The organism is Variovorax sp. Varisp46 (assembly GCF_059491885.1).
Genome location: NZ_CP168515.1, coordinates 1,049,488 through 1,068,471, shown reverse-complemented (window position 1 = coordinate 1,068,471; position 18,984 = coordinate 1,049,488). Strand labels below are relative to the sequence as shown.

At 67.2% G+C, this 18,984-nt stretch carries 18 protein-coding genes; 12 read left to right on the top strand and 6 right to left on the bottom strand.

Going from position 1 to position 18,984, the window contains the following annotated elements; translation table 11 throughout:
- Window positions 1–251 precede the first annotated feature (251 nt).
- The 3 genes from arr to ACEN9N_RS05020 form a co-directional block, all read right to left on the bottom strand.
- Complete coding sequence (gene arr / locus ACEN9N_RS05030) at window positions 252–647, bottom strand: NAD(+)--rifampin ADP-ribosyltransferase (protein ID WP_495655491.1); 396 nt, start codon at window positions 645–647, stop codon at window positions 252–254.
- Between the two features lie 209 nt (window positions 648–856).
- Window positions 857–1,279, bottom strand: coding sequence for a hypothetical protein (locus ACEN9N_RS05025; RefSeq protein ID WP_413312598.1), 423 nt, complete (start codon window positions 1,277–1,279; stop codon window positions 857–859).
- Window positions 1,280–1,330: 51 nt separating this feature from the next.
- Window positions 1,331–2,257, bottom strand: coding sequence for a protein NO VEIN domain-containing protein (locus ACEN9N_RS05020; protein WP_495655490.1), 927 nt, complete (start codon window positions 2,255–2,257; stop codon window positions 1,331–1,333).
- A gap of 94 nt (window positions 2,258–2,351) precedes the next feature.
- On the opposite strand from ACEN9N_RS05020, the gene ACEN9N_RS05015 reads away from it, so the two are divergent.
- From ACEN9N_RS05015 to ACEN9N_RS04975, 9 genes are all read left to right on the top strand, one after another.
- Window positions 2,352–2,912, top strand: coding sequence for a hypothetical protein (locus ACEN9N_RS05015; RefSeq protein ID WP_495655489.1), 561 nt, complete (start codon window positions 2,352–2,354; stop codon window positions 2,910–2,912).
- Window positions 2,909–4,096 (top strand): PrsW family intramembrane metalloprotease, encoded by a 1,188-nt coding sequence (locus ACEN9N_RS05010; RefSeq protein WP_413334104.1) that lies wholly within the window; start codon window positions 2,909–2,911, stop codon window positions 4,094–4,096. The genes ACEN9N_RS05015 and ACEN9N_RS05010 overlap by 4 nt, the downstream gene beginning before the upstream one ends.
- On the top strand, window positions 4,093–4,518 hold the full coding sequence (locus ACEN9N_RS05005) for a DUF1801 domain-containing protein (RefSeq protein WP_495655488.1): 426 nt from the start codon (window positions 4,093–4,095) through the stop codon (window positions 4,516–4,518). The genes ACEN9N_RS05010 and ACEN9N_RS05005 overlap by 4 nt, the downstream gene beginning before the upstream one ends.
- A gap of 370 nt (window positions 4,519–4,888) precedes the next feature.
- Entirely contained in the window at window positions 4,889–7,204 is a 2,316-nt protein-coding gene (locus ACEN9N_RS05000) for an alkaline phosphatase family protein (protein WP_495655487.1), read from the top strand.
- A complete protein-coding gene (locus tag ACEN9N_RS04995) occupies window positions 7,201–8,640 on the top strand; it encodes a cytochrome-c peroxidase (RefSeq protein WP_495655486.1) in 1,440 nt (479 codons plus the stop codon). Before ACEN9N_RS05000 ends, ACEN9N_RS04995 begins: the two co-directional genes overlap by 4 nt.
- An 11-nt stretch (window positions 8,641–8,651) precedes the next feature.
- Window positions 8,652–9,275 (top strand): hypothetical protein, encoded by a 624-nt coding sequence (locus ACEN9N_RS04990; protein ID WP_495655485.1) that lies wholly within the window; start codon window positions 8,652–8,654, stop codon window positions 9,273–9,275.
- A 4-nt stretch (window positions 9,276–9,279) separates the two neighbouring features.
- The gene (locus tag ACEN9N_RS04985) at window positions 9,280–10,170 is read left to right on the top strand and encodes a 2OG-Fe(II) oxygenase (RefSeq protein ID WP_495655484.1); all 891 of its coding nucleotides are present in this window, start codon (window positions 9,280–9,282) and stop codon (window positions 10,168–10,170) included.
- 107 nt (window positions 10,171–10,277) lie between these two features.
- Window positions 10,278–10,853, top strand: a complete 576-nt coding sequence (locus ACEN9N_RS04980; RefSeq protein WP_495655483.1) for a PadR family transcriptional regulator — start codon at window positions 10,278–10,280, stop codon at window positions 10,851–10,853.
- 54 nt (window positions 10,854–10,907) lie between these two features.
- On the top strand, window positions 10,908–11,741 hold the full coding sequence (locus tag ACEN9N_RS04975; protein ID WP_495655482.1) for a siderophore-interacting protein: 834 nt from the start codon (window positions 10,908–10,910) through the stop codon (window positions 11,739–11,741).
- A 54-nt stretch (window positions 11,742–11,795) separates the two neighbouring features.
- On the opposite strand, the gene ACEN9N_RS04970 is transcribed toward ACEN9N_RS04975, so the two are convergent.
- Both ACEN9N_RS04970 and ACEN9N_RS04965 read right to left on the bottom strand, forming a co-directional pair.
- Complete coding sequence (locus tag ACEN9N_RS04970) at window positions 11,796–12,773, bottom strand: magnesium and cobalt transport protein CorA (RefSeq protein ID WP_495655481.1); 978 nt, start codon at window positions 12,771–12,773, stop codon at window positions 11,796–11,798.
- A 22-nt stretch (window positions 12,774–12,795) separates the two neighbouring features.
- Window positions 12,796–13,128, bottom strand: a complete 333-nt coding sequence (locus ACEN9N_RS04965; protein ID WP_495655480.1) for a hypothetical protein — start codon at window positions 13,126–13,128, stop codon at window positions 12,796–12,798.
- Between the two features lie 18 nt (window positions 13,129–13,146).
- Here ACEN9N_RS04965 and mutS point away from each other — a divergent pair, with 18 nt between their 5' ends.
- Genes mutS through ACEN9N_RS04950 form a run of 3 tightly spaced genes read left to right on the top strand, consistent with a single transcriptional unit; the run spans window position 13,147 to window position 17,484 of the window.
- Window positions 13,147–15,795, top strand: a complete 2,649-nt coding sequence (gene mutS, locus ACEN9N_RS04960) for a DNA mismatch repair protein MutS (RefSeq protein ID WP_495655479.1) — start codon at window positions 13,147–13,149, stop codon at window positions 15,793–15,795.
- A gap of 28 nt (window positions 15,796–15,823) precedes the next feature.
- A complete protein-coding gene (locus ACEN9N_RS04955) occupies window positions 15,824–16,663 on the top strand; it encodes a proteasome-type protease (protein WP_042673444.1) in 840 nt (279 codons plus the stop codon).
- A 20-nt stretch (window positions 16,664–16,683) separates the two neighbouring features.
- Complete coding sequence (locus tag ACEN9N_RS04950) at window positions 16,684–17,484, top strand: alpha/beta hydrolase (protein WP_495655478.1); 801 nt, start codon at window positions 16,684–16,686, stop codon at window positions 17,482–17,484.
- Window positions 17,485–17,499: 15 nt separating this feature from the next.
- Here the strand turns inward: ACEN9N_RS04950 and ACEN9N_RS04945 are convergent, their stop codons facing one another.
- Window positions 17,500–18,972, bottom strand: a complete 1,473-nt coding sequence (locus tag ACEN9N_RS04945) for an amidase (RefSeq protein ID WP_495656352.1) — start codon at window positions 18,970–18,972, stop codon at window positions 17,500–17,502.
- Window positions 18,973–18,984: the final 12 nt, after the last annotated feature.

The following is an 18,984-nucleotide window of genomic DNA, read 5'->3' as shown; positions in this document are numbered from 1 at the left end:
CACAGGGATCACTGGCTTGAATCGGCAAATGTGATGGGGCTGTCTTTTCCGGAACTGCGGTGAGCGGGTGGTGCGGCCGCTCGCCGTCGGTGAATGACTGTTCGAGCTGCGCGGACCATCCGTGGTGCACTCCTAAAGTCTGGTTGTGGCCGACGCTCGAATCCATCATCCAACGCCGGGCATCGCGCTGGGCGATCTCCGCGACCCAGTCCATTTCCGATCGCTACCCAGCGCGGCATGGCAGGCCGGATTCAGTTAATGATCTCCCCCATGCCCACGCGTACGCGCTCCCTGAGCTGCAGGATGTACTCCGCGTCAAAGAGCTCCCAGGTCGCCAGTTCGCCCACGATCCGAAGCGGCTCCCGGCTGCGGTACGAGCGTGTGGGATTGCCCGGAAACTTCTTGTCGGTGACGTTGGGGTCATCCTCGAAGGCACCCGTGGGTTCGACGATGTAGACGCGGCGACGGCCCTCGCCCTTCGCCATTTCGGCGGCCAGCCCGGCGCCCTTTGGCCAGGCGGTGAAGTAGATGTGGTTCATGACGACGCGGCCGTCGTAGTTCGAGCGGAAGCCTGCGGTGAGCAGGTCGCCCACCTGGAGGTCCGCCCGCGTACCGTGGAAGTAAGGGCCAGTGCCGAAGACAGCCATCGCGGGTCGCTCCTCTGCAGAACAGAAAGCCGCGGAGTCTACTCGGGTCGATTTCCACGCGAGCACCCGCCCCCGCCCTCTGTACCAGGCCGGCTTCGCTTTCGGCTTGCGCGCACTGCGACCCGAGGCGCGGGTTCTGTGCGCCGGCACCTTGGGCGAGGCATTGGCAGTCGCCGAGGCGCAGCAGACAGTCGGGCTTCCGGCTCGAACTATCGGCCCAGCGAAATGAGGCTCCACACGATGGCCACGAGCTGGGCGATGTTGATCAGGATCGCAATGACGTGGGTTCGGCGAAATCCCGGAATGGCGTCCATGTAGTTCGCCTGGATCTGCGCCCCGAGCGAGTCCATCCTGGGGATGATCTTCCTGCGCAGGGCGACGGCAATCAGCGCCAAAACCACGGCACCCGCGGCGAGCCCCGCGCGCCCTGCAAGTGCAAAGCTGATGGCTGTTGCAGTCGCGGTAATGAACGCGGCGTTGTAGTAGATGTTGAAGAAGCCGCGCACAAAGCGGGCGTCGAGCGGTGTGTCGTGCTTCAGGACCAGAAGCGGGATCGAACCCATGATGAAGTAGGCCGTCGTGACGAGGAGCGCGACCGTAAAGCCCAGGGCGGCGAACATTGCAACAGGCATCTGGATTCCTCCATGCGGTGGGCCTGAGATGCGCCGGCCCCGGCGCGCTGCTTACGACGGGTCGTGGCCCGGGGCCGAGCTGATCTCGGTGGGCTTGTAGATCTTGTGCTGCGCGGTCGGGCTGCCCGCGTCGGTCACCACCAGCAGACGCCAGAGCGGTTCGCGCACGGAGCATGCGCTTTCTTCTTCGCTGAGCTTGAAGCTCGGCACGCCCGGCGCGGTGCCCTTGACCACGACGCGCAGCAGCGTCTGGCCCTTGGCGTTCGACACTTCGAGGTCGTAGCCGATGTTCTTGTCGGCGAGGTTCTCGGCCTTGTAGCCGTAGCCGGTGAAATGCTTGATGACATACGCGATGGCGGCGGCCCGCACTTCTTCGGGCGACGCCTTGCTTGCGGCGCCATCGGCTGCACCGGCGGCTGCGGCCAGCTGCTGCGGCACGTTGCTGCGCGCCCTGGCGGTTTGCACTTCGGCCTCGGTCGGCACCCAGCCGCGCGGGCCGCGAACCAGCACGGCCAGCTTCTGCTCGGGCTTCCAGCTGGCGACGTGCCATTCGTCGTCGTCGCGCACGCGGGTGGACACCTTGGCGTCCTTGTTGCTTTCCACTTCGACGATGGCGAGGCGGTTGGTCTGCACCACGGCACGAAAGCCCTGGCCGGCGTCGAAGGTGCGCTTGAGCAAGGCCAGGCGGTCTTTGCCGCGCTGGACTTGTTGCGCGTTGCGCTCGCCGCCGCCCGCACGGTGGTGGATGTCGAGCGACTCCAGGCAGAACCAGCGCCCGCCGGCCCCCACGTTCACCCATTCGGCCCAGATGGTGGCGATGACGTTGTCGCCGGTTGCGAGCCAGGCGTGGTCGAACGGCTTTTCGCGCGCGTCGAACACGCCCATCTTGGCAACGATTTCGACCGGCGTGAGCCGTGGTCCGGACAGTCGCTTTTCATTGATGACTGCGAGTACCTGGGGGTCGACTTCGTTTTCCATTCGGCGGGCTTCTGGGAGTTTTTAGGGGCTGGCAGTATGCCGCATCGGTTGCGGGGGCCGCCAGGCGCATGCGATCGTATGGCACGATCAAAGGATGCATGAGCCGTCACGCCGCATACCGTATCGCACCTGGCCGGGCGCGCTGGCGGTGCTCCTCGCCATTGCCGCCTATGTGGGCGGTCTCACCTTCTGGAACCGTCACACGCCGGGCAACCGGCCGTTGCCCGCGGGACAGACGGTGGACGCCGGCCAGGCCAGGTTCGTCCCCGCCGAGGGATGGGAGATGGACGTTTCCCGCTCAAAGGCAGGCCAGTCGCTGATGCTTTTCAAGGGCAGCCACAAGTTCCTGGTAACGACGCAGCCCTGGGCCGGCGGGCCGGATGGCTCGCTGGTGCGGCAGCAGCGGCTGATGGAGCGCGGCCAGCGCCTGCGCATCGATGGCGACGTGTCCGACTTCGTCACGTCGTGGGGGCTGCAGGGCAAGACCTTCGCCTACTACGGCTCCAAGCTGGCGGGCCGGTTCTGGCAGGTGGTCGACCTGCAGCGCAAATCGCTCGTGCAGATCGACTTCTACGGCGCCAACGAAGGCATGGACGACGCGCTGACCGAAGCCCGCGGCATGCTGGACTCGATGGACCTGGAGGCCGCGCAGTGAGGCCGCCCGTCTTCGACCAGGACCGGGCCCAGTGGCCGGTCGGCACCGACTCGTTCTTCCAGCCAGGGCGCGCCGCTTTCTGGCTGCTGGCGGCGCTGATCGTCAACGGGCTGTTCTACACGGTCCAGATGTTCTCGATGGGGTTTCGCGTGGTGCCCATCACCGCATTCCTGGGGCTGCTGGTGTGGGGGGCCTACACGCTGCTTTTCGTGCTGGCCTTTCGCACGCTGGACCTGCTCGAGCAGCACCCGCCGGAGGCCTACGTGCTGGCCTTCGCATGGGGCGGCATGGGCGCGGTGTATTTCGCGGCGCCGGCCAACATCGCCATCCAAAGTCTGTGCGCCAAGCTGGTGTCGCCGGAGTTCGTCGCGGTGTGGGGGCCGGCTGTTGCGGGGCCGGTCACGGAAGAGTTCCTGAAGCTTGCCGGGGTCGTCCTCCTGGTGCTGGTGGCGCGCAACCAGTTCCAGACCTACCTGTCGGTGCTGATCGTCGGCGCGATGGCGGGACTGGGCTTTCAGGTGGTCGAGAACCTGAGCTACACGGTCAACGCCTCCATGCACTTTCCGCTGGAGAACCAGGTGTATCCGGTGCTGCTCAACCTGCTGACGCGCGGGCTGCTGAGCGGGCTGTGGAGCCACGCGGCCTACACGGCGATCGCGTCTTTCGGCGTGGCGTGGTTCCTGCTGCATCCGCATCGGCCGATGGCGGTGCGCATCGCATGCGCGCTGCTGTGCTTCATGCTCGCATGGGCGATGCATTTCATCTGGAACTCGCCTTTCCTCGAAGATCTCTTCGATGGCGGGTACGGCGAAATGGCCATCATGCTGGTGATCAAGGGGCTCCCCGCGATCATCGTGGCGGGGCTCTTCTGGCAGGTTGCCGCGCGCGAGAACGGCACGTACCTGCACGCACTGGCAGCCTGGTTCGTGCCGGAGCGCGAGCTGATCCGCGACGACGAATGGGTGCGGCTGGGCGCGCCCATGCAGCGGTACAAGCTCCGCAGGGAAACGGGCTGGACCTACGGCTGGCGCGCAAGGCGCCTGAAGGCACGGCTGCAGCGTGAGCAGTTGCGGCTGATTCGCAAGGCCGCGACCTACGGGCGCGGCGCGCAGACGCTGCGGCACGAAGTGGCGGTAAAACGCCTCCGCGCCGAACTGGATCCACTCATCGAGGTACGAACATGAAGCAGTCGGACACGAAAGCAGACCAGGGCCAGCCGGCCTCGGAACTCATCTCCGAAAAAATCGCCGGACTCGGCGACTGGCGCGGCGCAACACTCGCCAGGATGCGCAAGCTCATCACCGAGGCAGACCCGCAGATGATCGAGGAGTGGAAGTGGATGGGCACGCCGGTCTGGTCGCACGACGGCATCATCTGCACGGGCGAGTCGTACAAGAGCGTGGTGAAGCTGACCTTCGCCAAGGGTGCGTCGCTGAAGGACCCGGCCCGACTCTTCAATTCGAGCCTCGACGGCAACGTGCGCCGCGCCATCGACATCCATGAAGGTGAAGAGCCGGACGCAGCCGCGTTCAAGGCGCTGGTTCTCGAAGCGGTCGCGCTCAATGGGGCGGGCAAGGCGAAGTCTTCGAAGAAAGCGAAGTCCTGAGTCTTCCGGCGCGACGTCCCTGACCGGCTTTCCACGGTCTGGGTGGGTGGCTCGCGATCACGCCGCCGCCAGTGTCGGCTCGCCCCGCGACGGCCGCATTTCAGGTGCGCGGCGCGCCAAAAAGTCAGGTGGCAGTCAGCCCTCCTGCACGCCGTTCGTTTCGGCTTTTCCTGTGCTTCTTTCGACGTGGTCAGGTCGCGGGGCCTCGCTAATTCGCTGCTAAGTCTTCTGCCTTTTGACTGACATGCGGCGCTCCTAGATTCATCCGCGATCCGCAGTGCAAGCGCAGCCATCGGCTGCGCCGCTGCTTCACGCCCCCCTCCACGCTCGAAAGAAGAAATTGAAAGCCATTCAAAAAATCAGATCCGGCTTGCTGTGTCCCACCCTGACCGTGCTCGCAGCTTCGCTGCTGGCTGCGTGCGGAGGCGGAGGCGGCGGCTCGGGGCCGGTTGCGTTCCTCCCGCCGCCCGCGAGCCAACCCGCGAGCCAGCCCGCGGGCTCCGGCAACACCACCTTCAGCGGCGTGCTCGCGGCCACCGCCTTCAAGGCCGGCAGCAGCACCGATCCAGTGATTGCGGCCGGCTACTACGCAGGCGCCACGGTCTGCGTCGACAGCAACAACAACGGCCGCTGCGACAGCGGCGAGCCCGCCGCCGTGACCGATGCCAACGGCAAGTTCAGCCTCTCGCTGTCCGCCGCGTCCGCGCTCATTGCCGACATCGGCACCAACGCGAAGAACACCGCCACCAACGCCAGCGTGCCCAGGCGCGAAGTGCTGCGCGTGGCGCTCGACCAGGTGAAGGAGCAAGGCACGGCCGTGGTAGTGAGCCCGCTGTCATCCGAGGTCGCGCGCCTGATCGAAGCCAACGGCACGAGCTACGCAGCCGAGAAGCAGAACCTGGCCACGCGCCTGGGCGTGCCGGTCGACGCCCTGCTTGCCGACTTCAATGCCGCGGCCGCCAATGTGCAGACCGCCTTGTTCGGCGAGGCCAATGCGCTCAACAACCGCTTCGCCTACGCGACCACCAAGCTTGACCGCGGCGACCTGTACCCCGACGCGCTGGCCAACCCCGGCGGCGACCCGCGCCTGAGCGGCATGGCGGGCGTGACGGTGGCGACGGCAGGCGTCGCGGACAACCGCAAGCCCATCACCTTCCTGCAGGCGCAGCAGGCCGCATTCAACGTCGAGGGCATTCCGCGCTACGACAACATCTTCATCGTGATGCTGGAGAACAAGGCCACGATGTCGATCCTGAACTCGGCCTACGCGCCCAAGATCAACGGCTACCTCAAGGCCGGAAACCAGCTGGTGAGCTACTACGCCACCGGCAACCCGAGCGAGCCCAACTACACGGCGCTGGGCGGCGCGGACGACTGGGGCATCAGCGACGACAGCCAGTGGAACTGCGACGCGACCGGCGCCAATGCGGTGCAGGACACGCCCGTGCCCGACAACACGCAACCGGGCCTGGCCAAGTCGCCATTCGCGGCCACCTGCACGCAGGCCGCCGCGGTGAACCACAACATCGTCGGCAAGCCGAACCTCTTCAACGCGATCACGAGCGCCGGCCTCACCTGGCGCACCTACAGCGAGTCAATGAACCCGGGCCAGGACTTCCGCACCGACAGCGTGGCCGACGCCGCCGTCACCGCGAAGGACAACGTCTACCCGCCCGGCACGCTCGGCGGCAACAACGCGACCATCGGCGACGCCACGCTCACGCTGCCGCTGCCCGCGGGCCTGTACAAGACCAAGCATCACCCCGGCATGGCCTACCAGAACGTGCGCAGCGCGCCCGAATGGAAGTACAGCAACCGCACCATGGGCGGCGGCCAATGGGATGCGGCGCTGAAGAACAGCACCGACTACGCCATTCCCGCAAGCTACGACTACGACCAGCTCGGCACCGACCTGGCCAGCGGCAACGTCGGCAACCTGAACTTCCTGGTGCCCGACCAGTGCGACGACATGCACGGCATCAGCGTGAAGGGCGCCGGCGGCACCGGCACCGCGAGCGACTGCAGCAGCGTGGCGAACAACGTGTCGACCACGGCCGTCTCGCCGATCATCACGCGCGGCGACAACTACGTGGACTTCACGGTCAAGCGCATCCAGGCTTCGCCGCTGTGGAAGAACACGCACAAGCGCGTGGCGATCGTGCTGATGTTCGACGAAGGCAGCGCCACCAGCGGCTTCAATTCCTGCTGCGGCTGGAACGTGGCCAACAGCACCGTTGCCAACCCGATCAAGCAGAACGCGGACGGTACCTGGTCGGTCGATGCCACGATCAACAACTACACCAAGGGCAACCGCGGCCACGGCGAGAGCATCTTCGGCATCCTGACCAACCAGCCCGACGCGCCCAAGGGCGTATCGGACAGCGATGCCTACAGCCACTTCTCGTTCGTGCGCACGCTGCAGGACATGTTCCAGCTGGCCGACCCGGCGGTCGACGGCTCGTACATGAACCGCTCGAAGTACACCGAGGCCTTCATCGCCCAGAACATCATGAACCTGCCGGAGTACGCGGGCAGCGCGGACACGCACTTCGACAGCGTGCGGCCGATCAACCACGCCTTCGTGATCCCGGCGAACTACACGCAGAAGCAGTCGGGCGACGTGTCGACCGCCGCGCAGGTCGGGCCGGATGCCAACCAGTTCAACGTCTGGTCGCTGAAGCAATGAGCGAAGAACGCCGTTCGGGCCCGAAAGGGCCGGCGGTAACACGCGCCGGCTGGATCGGGCTGGCGGTGCTGGCTGCAGCAGGCGTGGCGGGAGTCGTGCTCGTCTCCTGCGGCGGCGGTGGCGGGGGATCGGTGGCCGCGCTGCCGGCCGCCTCCGAGCCCACCACGGCGGCGAGCTCGCCCGCGGCGGCGCCCGCCGCCGCCAGCACGCTGAGCCTCGCGGCGCAGGTGGGCCAGAAGATGTTCTTCGACAAGAACCTCTCGGGCTCCGGCGCCATGTCGTGCGCGAGCTGCCACGACCCGGCCCATGCGTACGCGCCGGCCAACGACCTCTCCGTGCAGCTCGGCGGCGAGCACATGGACAAGGCCGGCCTGCGCGCAGTGCCCTCGCTGCGCTACAAGGACATCACGCCGCCCTACGCCGACCTGCTGGACAACCCCGACGGCATCAGCGCGCCCGGCCCCGGCGGCGGCTTCGCCTGGGACGGCCGCGCCGACACGCTGGCCGCGCAGGCCCGCCTTCCGCTGCTCGATCCGCTGGAGATGGCCAACGCGAGCAGCACCGACGTGGTGAAGAAACTGCAGGCGGCCGACTACGCACCGCTGGTCGCCAAGGCCTTCGGCGCGAAGGTGTTCGACGACAGCGACGCCGCCTTCGCCAGCGCGCTGCAGGCCCTGCAGGCCTACCAGCTGGAGGACAAGAGCTTTCACCCGTACAGCAGCAAGTTCGACCTGTACGCGGCCAACAAGATCGGCGGCACGCTCACGCCGGCGGAAACGCGCGGGCTGAAGGTGTTCACCAACCCGGCCACCGGCAACTGCGCCTCGTGCCACTACCAGGGCGCGGGCCTGAACGGCAGCTCGGCGCTGTTCACCGACTTCTCGTACGAGGCGATCAGCGTGCCGCGCAACGCGGGCATTCCGGCCAACGGCGACCTGAAGTATTTCGACATGGGCGTGTGCGGCCCGCTGCGCACCGGCCACGCGCCGGCCGCACCCAACGCCGCGAACGGCTTCTGCGGCATGTTCAAGGCGCCGACCCTGCGCAACGTGGCGACGCGGCAGGCCTTCTTCCACAACGGCGTGATGCATTCGCTGGAGCAGGTCGTGCGCTTCTACAACACGCGCGACACGCAGCCCGAGCTGTGGTACCCCACCGTCGGCGGAACGCCCAAGGCGAAGAACGATCCCGGCTTTCCGGCGTACGGCCTCGTCACGACGCAGTACACGGGCGGCAAGGTGCGGAAGTACGACGACCTGCCGGCTGCCTACGCAGCCAACATCGACACGCAACTGCCGATGGACGGCCGCGCCGCGGGCTCCGCACCTCCCATGTCCGAGCAGGACATCGCGGACCTGCTCTGCTTCCTGAACACCCTGAGCGATGCGGACACGGCACCGGCCACGCCCGCGAAGCCGGGGGCGTGCGTCAATTGATTTGCCTACACATGAACAACAAGATCCTTTGCGCGGCAATCGGCGCCGCCGCCCTGGCCGCACTCGCGGGCTGCGGCCCGCAGCAGCCCGAAGCCGACCTGCCGAACCTCACGGCCGCGATGAACGCCTACCTTGCGAAAAAAGGCGACCTGTGCCTGGGCAAGACCCAATGGCCCATCGACGTGCCGCAGCGCGAGGCAGGCACGCGCGCGCGCAACGCGGTGCAGATGCCGGTGCTGGAGCATGTCGGGCTGGTGAGTGCGTCCACGGCGAAGGTCGAGAACGACAAGGAGGCTGGCGAAATCGAGGTCACCCGCTACGCGCTGACCGACGAAGGAAAGAAGTACTTTCTGGTGCGCAAGAACCAAAGCGGCCAGGGCGGCCAGGGCGACTTCTGCGCCGCCCACCTGACGCTCGACAAGATCGTCGGCTGGGAAGCGCGCAAGGACGCCAAGGACCCGGCCGAAGTCGTCGTCACCTACACCTACAGGATCGATGCCGCGCCCTGGACGGACAATGCCGACGTGCAAAAGGCCTTTCCGATGGTCGACCGCGTGGTGCGCGGCGCCGGCACCATGCAGCTGAAGCAGAACTTCAAACGCACCGGCAACGGCTGGGTTCCGGCGGAAGTCTGAGCCGATGGATGCGGTGCTGCGTTTCTCGCCCGCGCTGAGCGACTGGGTATTGCACAACCTGCGCCAGGGCTGCGCCCCCGCGAACGTGATCAAGGCCATGTGCGCGCAAGACATGCCGCCCGAGGCCGCCAGGACCATCGTCGATGCCTTCGTGTTCGCGCTGCGCACCGGAAGCCCGGTGCCTGTCGATTCGGTAACGGTAGCGCCCCTCTACCAGTACGAGCCGCCGCGGCTGCCGCCGGGCACGTCGATCCGCACCACGGACCGGCTCGTGCGCGTGGCCGCGCGCGCGGCGCAGCCGGCCATGGCTGTGCTCGACGACGTGTTCGACGCGCGGGAATGCGAAGAGCTGATCGCGCTCGCGAGGCCCCGGCTGGCGCCATCGACCACCGTCGATCCGCTGTCCGGGCGCGACCTTGTCGGTGAACAGCGCAGCAGCCTGGGCATGTTCTTCCGGCTGCGCGAAAACGCCTTCATCGCCAGGCTCGATCAGCGCGTGTCGGAGCTCATGAACCTGCCGGTGGAAAACGGCGAAGGCCTGCAGGTGCTGTGCTACCCGGCCGGCGCGCAGAGCATGCCCCACTTCGATTTCCTGGTGCCGTCGAACGCAGCCAACAAGGCCTCGCTGGCACGCAGCGGCCAGCGCGTGAGCACGCTCGTGAGCTACCTCAACGAGGTGGAGGAAGGCGGCGAGACCGTATTTCCCGAATGCGGCTGGTCGGTGTCGCCACGACGCGGCAGCGCGGTGTACTTCGAGTACTGCAACAGCCTTGGGCAGGTGGACCATGCATCGCTGCATGCGGGCGGACCCGTGCTGCGCGGCGAGAAATGGGTGGCGACCAAGTGGATGCGGCAGCGGCGCTTCGTGGCCGCTGGAGAGGCTTCGGACGGCTGACTCGCGGCGATGGGCGAGCCGCCTCCCGTGCGGTCTAGGGTATCGGTTTGACTTTATTTTAGATATATCTAAAATAATTCCGATACACATCATGAAGGATGCTCGCCATGAGACATTTCCATTCCGGCCATCACCACTGCCGCACCGCCCGCGGCGAACATGAAGACGGCCTTTCCGGCGGGCGCGGACAACACCGCGGCGGTGGCCGTGGCGGCGCACGCGTGTTCGGCCACGGCGGCCTGCGCTTCGTGCTGCTGCAGCTCATTGCCGACAAGCCGGCTCACGGCTACGAACTGATCAAGGCCATCGAAGACCGCCTCGGCGGCAGCTACGCGCCGAGCCCCGGCGTGGTCTACCCCACGCTCACACTGCTCGAGGAAATGGGCTACCTCAGCGTGGAAGCCGGCGACGGCAGCGGCCGCAAGCGCTACAGCATCACGGCCAGCGGCCAGGAATTCCTCGCTGCGAACCGCGAGATGGCCGACGCCATGATGGCCCGCATGAGCGGCGGCGTGGACGGCGCCGGCCCGCGCGGCGGACGGCCGCCGCAGGTCACGCGCGCCATCGAGAACCTCAAGCTCGCAATGCGCATGCGCCTGTCGGGCGCCGCGATGACCGAGCAGCAGGCGCATGAATTCGCCGCGGTGCTCGACGCCGCGGCCCAGCAGATCGAAAAGATCTGAGCCTGCGCCCTCCCCCGAATCTCAACCCGTCCTGTTCACCACAGGATTCCTGCAATGACTGACTCCAGTACCTCATCCGCCTCCACCGCGCCCGACCGCACGCCGCGCCGGGTGCGCCACGACCTGCGCTTTCGCCGGCTCACGGTGAAAACCGCGCGGCGCGTGACGCCGCACCTGATCCGCATCACCCTCGCGGGCGACGACCTCGCGGGCTTCACCAGCCCCGGCTTCGACGACCACGCGAAGATCTTCTTTCCTGATGCCACCGGCAAGCTCACGCTGCCCACGGCCGGCCCCGAGGGCCCGATCTGGCCCGAAGGCCGCCCGACCATGCGCGACTACACGCCGCGCCGCCATGACGCGACGGCCGGCACGCTCGAGATCGACTTCGCGCTGCACGAAGCCGGCCCCGCCACGCAATGGGCCGAGCAGGCCAGGCCCGGCGACGTCGTCGGCGTGGGCGGCCCGCGCGGTTCGTTCATCGTGCCGACCGAATTCGACTGGCACCTGCTGATCGGCGACGACACAGCCCTGCCCGCCATCTCGCGCCGCCTGGCTGAGCTGCCGGCCGGTGCGCGCGCGGTGGTGCTGGCGGAAGTCGACAGCGAAGCCGACGAGATTCCGTTCGACACGAAGGCCGAGCTCACGCTCGGGTGGGTGCACCGCCGCGGCACCGAACCGGGCCTGAGTCCTGTGCTGCTCGACGCGCTGAAAGCGATGCAGCTGCCGGCCGGCGACTTCCATGCATGGGTGGGTTGCGAATCGGCGATCGCCAAGGCGCTGCGCGCGCACCTCGTGGGCGAGCGAGGCGCGAACCCGAAATGGACACGGGCCTCGGGCTACTGGCGCCGCGGCGCGATCGCCACGCACGACACGCACGACGAGTAAGGTCTTGCTCCTTCCCCTCCCCGGGGAAGGAAAAAAACCGGGGCAGCCCCGCCCTCACAGCCAGCCGGCGCGCTTGAACCGGTAGTAGAGATAGCCGCAGGTGCCGGCGATCAGCCCCAGCGCCACCGCATAGCCGTAGCGGAATTTCAGCTCCGGCATGTTCTCGAAGTTCATGCCCCAGATGCCGGCGTAGGCGGTGCACACCGCGAAGATGCTGGCCCAGGATGCAAGGCGCTTGGTGACTTCGCTCTCCTCGATGGTGACCATCGACAGGTTCACCTGGACCGCCGTGCCGATGGTGTCGCGCATGGCGTCGATCGAGCCGTTGATGCGCCCCAGGTGGTCGCCCACGTCGCGGAAGTACTCCTGGGAACTCATGCAGATCTGGGGCACCCGCCCGCCGTGCAGCTTGCTGGCCGCCTCCAGCAGCGGCGCCACCGCGCGCTTCAGGATCATGCTGCGCCGCTTCAGGTCGTACAGCTGCTTGATCTTGTCGCGCGCCACGCCGCCCTGACCGAAGATCTGCTGCTCGATGGCCTCGAGCTCCACCTCCAGCGCGTCGATCACCGGGAAGTAGCGGTCGACCACCGCGTCCATCAGCGCATACAGCACGAAGCCCGCGCCGTTGCGCAGCAGCTCGGGCTCGCGTTCGCAGCGCTCGCGCACGCCCAGAAAGCCCTGCTTGCTGCGGTTGCGCACCGACAGCACGTAGTTGGTGCCGACGAACACGTCGACCTCGCCCACGTTCGTGCAGTGCTCGCCCTCGGGCGAAGGCTCCACGAGGTGCATGACGACGAAGAGCGAATCGCCGTACTCCTCCACCTTGGGGCGCTGGTGGCCATGCTGCGCGTCTTCCACCGCGAGCGGATGCAGGCCGAATTCCTGCTGCATCTCGGCCAGCTCCCCCGGCGTGGCGTCGCTCAGTGCCACCCAGACAAAGCACCCCGGCCGGCTGATGTATTCGCTGATGTCCTCGACCGGAATGTCGGCGAGCTTGGCACCGTTTTCATAGGCCACGCAGTTGATCAGCATCGGTACCCCACAAAGTTCGCAGTCATAAGCTGCCAATGGTGCCATGCGGGCGAAGGAGTACGCATTCGGGGAAGCGATCCACGGCAGCTTCAGAGAAGACGCCGAGACCCGAGAAAAGCAGGCTCATACGGCGGACCGGCATGTCGTCGAGTTCGGGCAACCGGCTCGAGACGGTCTGGACGCTGGAAATCGAGATCGGCACCCCGGGAATCGCTCTGACGCGCGAGCAGACGATCCGGGTGTCCTGATGGCCCTGCGAAAGGGTGGCGCCGGGCAGGCCACAATAATGGGTTGATCTTTCGCCGCGTTGCCCCCAGGGCAACGCCGGATAGCCTCTTTTCTCCATGTCATCCATGGCTTATGCAGACAACCAATGACGGACAAAACACAGTTGGCGGCAACTGATCTTTCGGGCCACACGCCCATGATGGCGCAGTACCTCGGCCTCAAGGCCAACCATCCGGACACCCTGCTGTTCTACCGGATGGGCGATTTCTACGAACTCTTCTGGGCCGACGCCGAGAAGGCCGCGCGCCTGCTCGACATCACGCTCACCCAGCGCGGCCAGTCGGCCGGCCAGCCGGTGGTGATGTGCGGCGTGCCCTTCCATGCGGTCGACACCTACCTCGCGCGGCTCATCAAGCTGGGCGAATCGGTGGCCATCTGCGAGCAGGTGGGCGAGGTCGGCGCCAGCAAGGGGCCGGTGGAGCGCAAGGTGGTGCGGGTGGTCACGCCCGGCACGCTGACCGACTCCGAACTGCTCAACGACAAGAGCGAATCGCTGCTGCTCGCGGTGCATGCTGGCTCGCGCAATTTCTGCGGACTGGCCTGGCTCAGCGTGACAGGTGCCGAACTGCGGCTGGCCGAATGCCCGGCCGACGCGCTCGAAGCCTGGATCGCGCGCATCGCGCCGAGCGAGCTGCTCTACAGCGCCGAAGTGACGCCCGCCTTCGAGCAACGCCTGAAGGCCGCGCGCGCCACCACGCCGTTCACGCTGTCGCTGCGACCGGCGTGGCAGTTCGACGGTGGCCTGGGCGAACGCAAGCTCAGCGAGCAAATGGGCAGCAACAGCCTCGCCGCCTGGAACGCGGAGTCGCTCACCAACGCGCACGCCGCGGCCGCCGCGCTGCTGGGCTATGCGGAGCACACGCAGGGCCGCGCGCTCTCGCACGTGCAACGCCTCTCGGTCGAGCGCGACGGCGACCTGATCGAGCTGCCGCCCACCACGCGGCGCAACCTCGAACTGGTGCAGACGCTGCGCGGCGAAGACTCGCCCACCATGTTCTCGCTGCTCGACACCTGCATGACAGGCATGGGCAGCCGGCTCCTGAAGCGCTGGCTGCTTTCGCCGCGGCGCGACCGCTCCGAGGCGCAGGCCCGGCTCGAAGCCATTGGCGCACTGCAGGCCACGGTGCTGGGCGGCACGGCTGCACCCTGGCGCACGCTGCGCGAGCAGCTCAAGAACACGAGCGACGTGGAACGCATCGCCGCGCGCATCGCGCTGCGCCAGGTGCGACCGCGCGAACTGCTGGCGCTGCGCCTGGCGCTGTCGAAGGCTGAACAGCTCGCGCCGCTGCTGCCCGGCGCCGCCGCACTGCTGGCCCGGATCGCCGAACGCCTCGCCCCGCCACCGGGCTGCGCCGACCTGCTGGCCAGCGCTATCAAGCCCGACCCATCCGCGCTGGTGCGAGACGGCGGCGTGATCGCCACCGGCCACGACGCCGAGCTCGACGAGCTGCGCGCCATCAGCGAGAACTGCGACGACTTCCTGCTGAAACTCGAGATCAGCGAGCGCGAGCGCACCGGCATCAGCAACCTGCGGGTGCAGTTCAACCGCGTGCACGGCTTCTACATCGAGGTGACGCAAAGCGCGCTCTCCAAGGTGCCCGACAACTACCGCCGCCGCCAGACGCTGAAAAATGCCGAGCGCTTCGTCACGCCCGAGCTGAAGGCCTTCGAGGACAAGGCCCTGAGCGCGCAAGACCGCGCGCTGGCCCGCGAGAAATGGCTGTACGAGCAGCTGCTCGACGCGCTGCAGCCCTCGGTGCCCGCGCTCACGCAGCTGGCCGGCGGCATCGCCACGCTCGACGCGCTGTGCGCACTGGCCGAGCGCTCGCACGCGCTGCACTGGCGCGCGCCCAGCTTCGTGGCGCACCCGTGCATCGAGATCCAGCAGGGCCGCCACCCGGTGGTGGAGGCGCGGCTGGCAGAGAAGTCGTCGGGCGGCTTCATCGCCAACGACACGCAGCTTGGGCCGCAGCAGCGCATGCAGGTCATCACCGGCCCCAACATGGGCGGCAAGTCGACGTACATGCGGCAGGTGGCGATCATCGTGCTGCTGGCTTCCATCGGCTCGCACGTGCCGGCGGCCGCCTGCCGGCTCGGGCCGATCGACGCGATCCACACCCGCATCGGCGCGGCCGACGACCTTGCCAATGCGCAGTCGACCTTCATGCTCGAGATGACCGAAGCCGCGCAGATCCTGCACAGCGCCACGGCCCAGTCGCTGGTGTTGATGGACGAGATCGGCCGCGGCACCAGCACCTTCGACGGGCTGGCGCTGGCCGCGGGCATTGCGGCCCAGCTGCACGACCGCAGCAAGGCCTTCACGCTGTTCGCCACGCACTATTTCGAGCTGACCGAGTTTCCGGCCACGCACCATGGTGCGGTGAACATGCACGTGAGCGCCACCGAGGCGGGCCGCGACATCGTGTTCCTGCATGAAATGCAGCCCGGCCCGGCCAGCAAGAGCTACGGCATCCAGGTGGCGCGGCTCGCGGGCATGCCCGCGGCGGTGGTCAACCATGCGCGGCAAGCGCTGGAAGCACTCGAATCGCAGCATGCGCAAACTCGTGCACAGGTCGACCTGTTCGCACCGCCCCCGGTAGCCGAAACGCCGCTGGCCAGCGCCGTAGAATCCGCGCTGGCTGCGCTCGACCCCGACACCATGAGCCCGCGCGAGGCGCTCGACGCCTTGTATGCCCTTCAAAAACTGAATAAACGTGAACTCGGCGCCGCATGACCGGGCACCGTTCATGCAAGATGAACTCATGACTTACTGCGTAGGCATCAAACTCAACGCCGGCCTGGTGTTTCTCTCCGACTCGCGCACCAACGCGGGCGTGGACCACATCAGCACCTTCCGCAAGATGATCGTCTACGAGCAGCCGGGCGACCGCGTCATGGTGCTGCTGTCGGCGGGCAACCTGAGCATCTCGCAGTCGGTGCGCGAAATCCTCCAGATCGAGGAACTGCGCGAAACCCGCGAGGACGGCACGCAGGGCGACCCGATCACCATCTGGAACGCCAAGAGCATGTTCGATGCCGCGCGCGTGCTGGGCTCGGCGGTGCGCCACGTGTACGACCGCGACGCCGAAGCACTCAAGCATGCGGGGCTGGACTTCAACGTGTCCTTCATCTTCGGCGGGCAGGTCAAGGGCGAGGGCATGCGCCTGTTCCTGGTCTACGCGGCGGGCAACTTCATCGAAGCGACCACCGAGACGCCCTACTTCCAGGTCGGCGAATCGAAATACGGCAAGCCCGTGCTCGACCGCGTGCTCACGCCAGAGACCCCGCTCGACGAGGCCGCCAAGTGCGCGCTGGTGTCGATGGACTCGACCATGAAGTCGAACCTGTCGGTCGGCCTGCCGCTCGACCTCGTGGTGTACGAGGCCAACAAGCTCGAGACCGACCGCGTGATCTGCATCGACGCCGACAACCCCTACTACCGCATGATGCACAACAGCTGGGGCCAGAAGCTGCGCGAGGTGTTCGACAGCATCGAAGATCCGGTGTGGGACGACAGCCATACCGAGCATCCGCTGAAGATGCCCGCCACGCGGCACAGCGCGCTGCGCAAGATCTCCACGCCCGACGAAAAACTCATCTGAAGCCCGGTGCGGCTGTGGTGATGCCTCCCGTCGTCTTCTCGCACGGCAACAGTTTTCCCGCGAGCACCTACCGCGTCGTTCTCGACAGCCTGCGCGACCGCGGCTTCGAGGTCGACGCCATCGAGAAGTTCGGGCACGACCCGAAGTATCCCGTCACCGACAACTGGCCGCACCTCGTGCAGCAGCTGGCCGACTTCGCGCAGCAGCACGCCGGCCGCGCCAGCAGACCGGTGTTCCTGGTCGGCCATTCGCTGGGTGGAATCCTGAGCCTGATGTGCGCGGCGCTGCATCCGGAGCTCGCTTGCGGCGTGGTGCTGCTCGATTCGCCGATCCTCAGCGGCTGGCGCGCGAACACGCTCAATGTGGTCAAGCGCACGCCCCTCATGAAGAGCGTGTCGCCCGGCGCCATCAGCCACCGGCGCAGGAACAGCTGGGCACACCGGGAGGCGGTGTTCGAGCACTTCCGCAGCAAGAAGGCGTTTGCCAAGTGGGACGAGCAGGTGCTGCACGACTACATCGACCACGGCACCTTCGAGGGGGAAAACACGCGCGAGCTGAGTTTCGACCGCAACGTGGAAACGGCCATCTACAACACCTTGCCCCATAACCTCGGTGCCCTGCTGCGCCGCCACCCGCCCAAGTGCAAGGTGGCCTTCATCGGCGGGCGCCAGTCGGTGGAGATGAGGCAGGTAGGCATGGCGATGACCGAGCAAGTCACCAAGGGACGCATCGCGATGCTCGACGGCGGCCATCTGTTTCCCATGGAAAAGCCGCTGGCCACCGCCGCTGCCATCGAGGCGGCGCTGCGCAACCTGCTCTGAGCGGCCGCCGCGCCGTCACTCTTCGGCAACGTGCACCCCGGGCCGCCTGCCCGAATTCCATTGGCCCCCGAGCGCCCGCTCGATCTGCGCCGCCAGCTGCAGCAGCAGCCCGTCGTTCGCCTGGGCAGCCTGTGCCTGGATGCCCAGCGGCAGGCCATTGTCTTGCGCGGCCATCGGCAGCGAGATGCCCGGCATGCCGCACAGATTGGCCAGCGGCGTGTAGGCGAAGTTCTGCCAGAGGTTGGCGAACCAGTCGTATACCGAAGGATTCGTGCTGGTCGTGAGGTACTCGCTGGTGCCCACCTTCGGCGTGGGCAGCGCGGTGATGGGCGTGAGGATGATGTCCCAACGCTGGAAGAAGTCGCCGAAGGCGCGCGAAGTGGTGTTGAACACCGCCTGCATCTTCGCTCGCTCGGTGTACGAGGTGTGCAGTCCCGCTTCCCAGATCTTGATGTTGATCGGCTCCAGCAGCTCGGCCGGCGGGCGCTCCAGCCCCAGCCGGTGCAGGTGGCCGTCGATGACCTGTGCGAAGTTGCTGATGTAGCAGGTGGTCTGCGCGTCGAAGGCCGTCTGGAAGTCCACCTCCGGCAGGGCCCACTCGACGTGATGGCCCAGCCCTTCAAGGAACCTGCCCACGCGCTCCAGCTCGGCCACGAAATGCGGCGTGGCGCGGAAGTCGCCCCACTCGTGCGACAGCGCGATGCGCAGGCGGCCCGGGTCGCGCCGGATGAGTTCGCTGTACGGCGCGGCCGGCGACCAGAAGGGCATGAACTCGCCGGGCGCGCCGCCGCGGCAGTGGTCGACGAAGGCGGCCGTGTCGCGCACGGTGCGGCTGTGGCAGCCCTGGATCGACACCAGCCCCGAAAGATCGGACAGCCCCGGCGCCAGCGAGAACACGCCGCGCGACACCTTCAGCCCGATGTTGCCGTTCACGCCCGCCGGAATGCGGATGGAGCCGCCGCCGTCGGTGGCATGCGACAGCGGCAGTACGCCCGCGGCCACGATCGCCGCCGTGCCGGCCGACGAGCCGCAGGTGGTGTATTCGAGGTCCCAGGGATTGCGCGTGACGTGGAAGGCGTTCTCCGCCGAGCTGCACACGCCGAACTCCGGCGTGGTGCTGCGGCCCACGATGTTCAGCCCCGCCTTGCGCAGCTGCTGTGTGAGAAAGCTGTCGGCCGCCGGGCGATGGCCCTGCATCATCATCGAGCCGAACTCCTGCAGCCGGCCCTTCAGCGTGGGGCCCAGGTCCTTCATCAGGTAGGGCAGGCCCGCGAACACACCTTCGGGGTTCATGCCGTCCTTCAGCGGGTCGGCCACCACGTCGTCGAAAACCTCGACGACCGCGTCCAGATGCGGGCTGACCTTCGCGATGCCGGCCGCGGCCTGCGCGGCCAGTTCCGCCGCCGTCACGTCGCCCTTGCGCACGCGTTCGGCCAAACCGATGCCGTCGTGATCAGCCCATTCGCTCCAGCTCATTGCCAACGTCATTTCGCGGTGCTC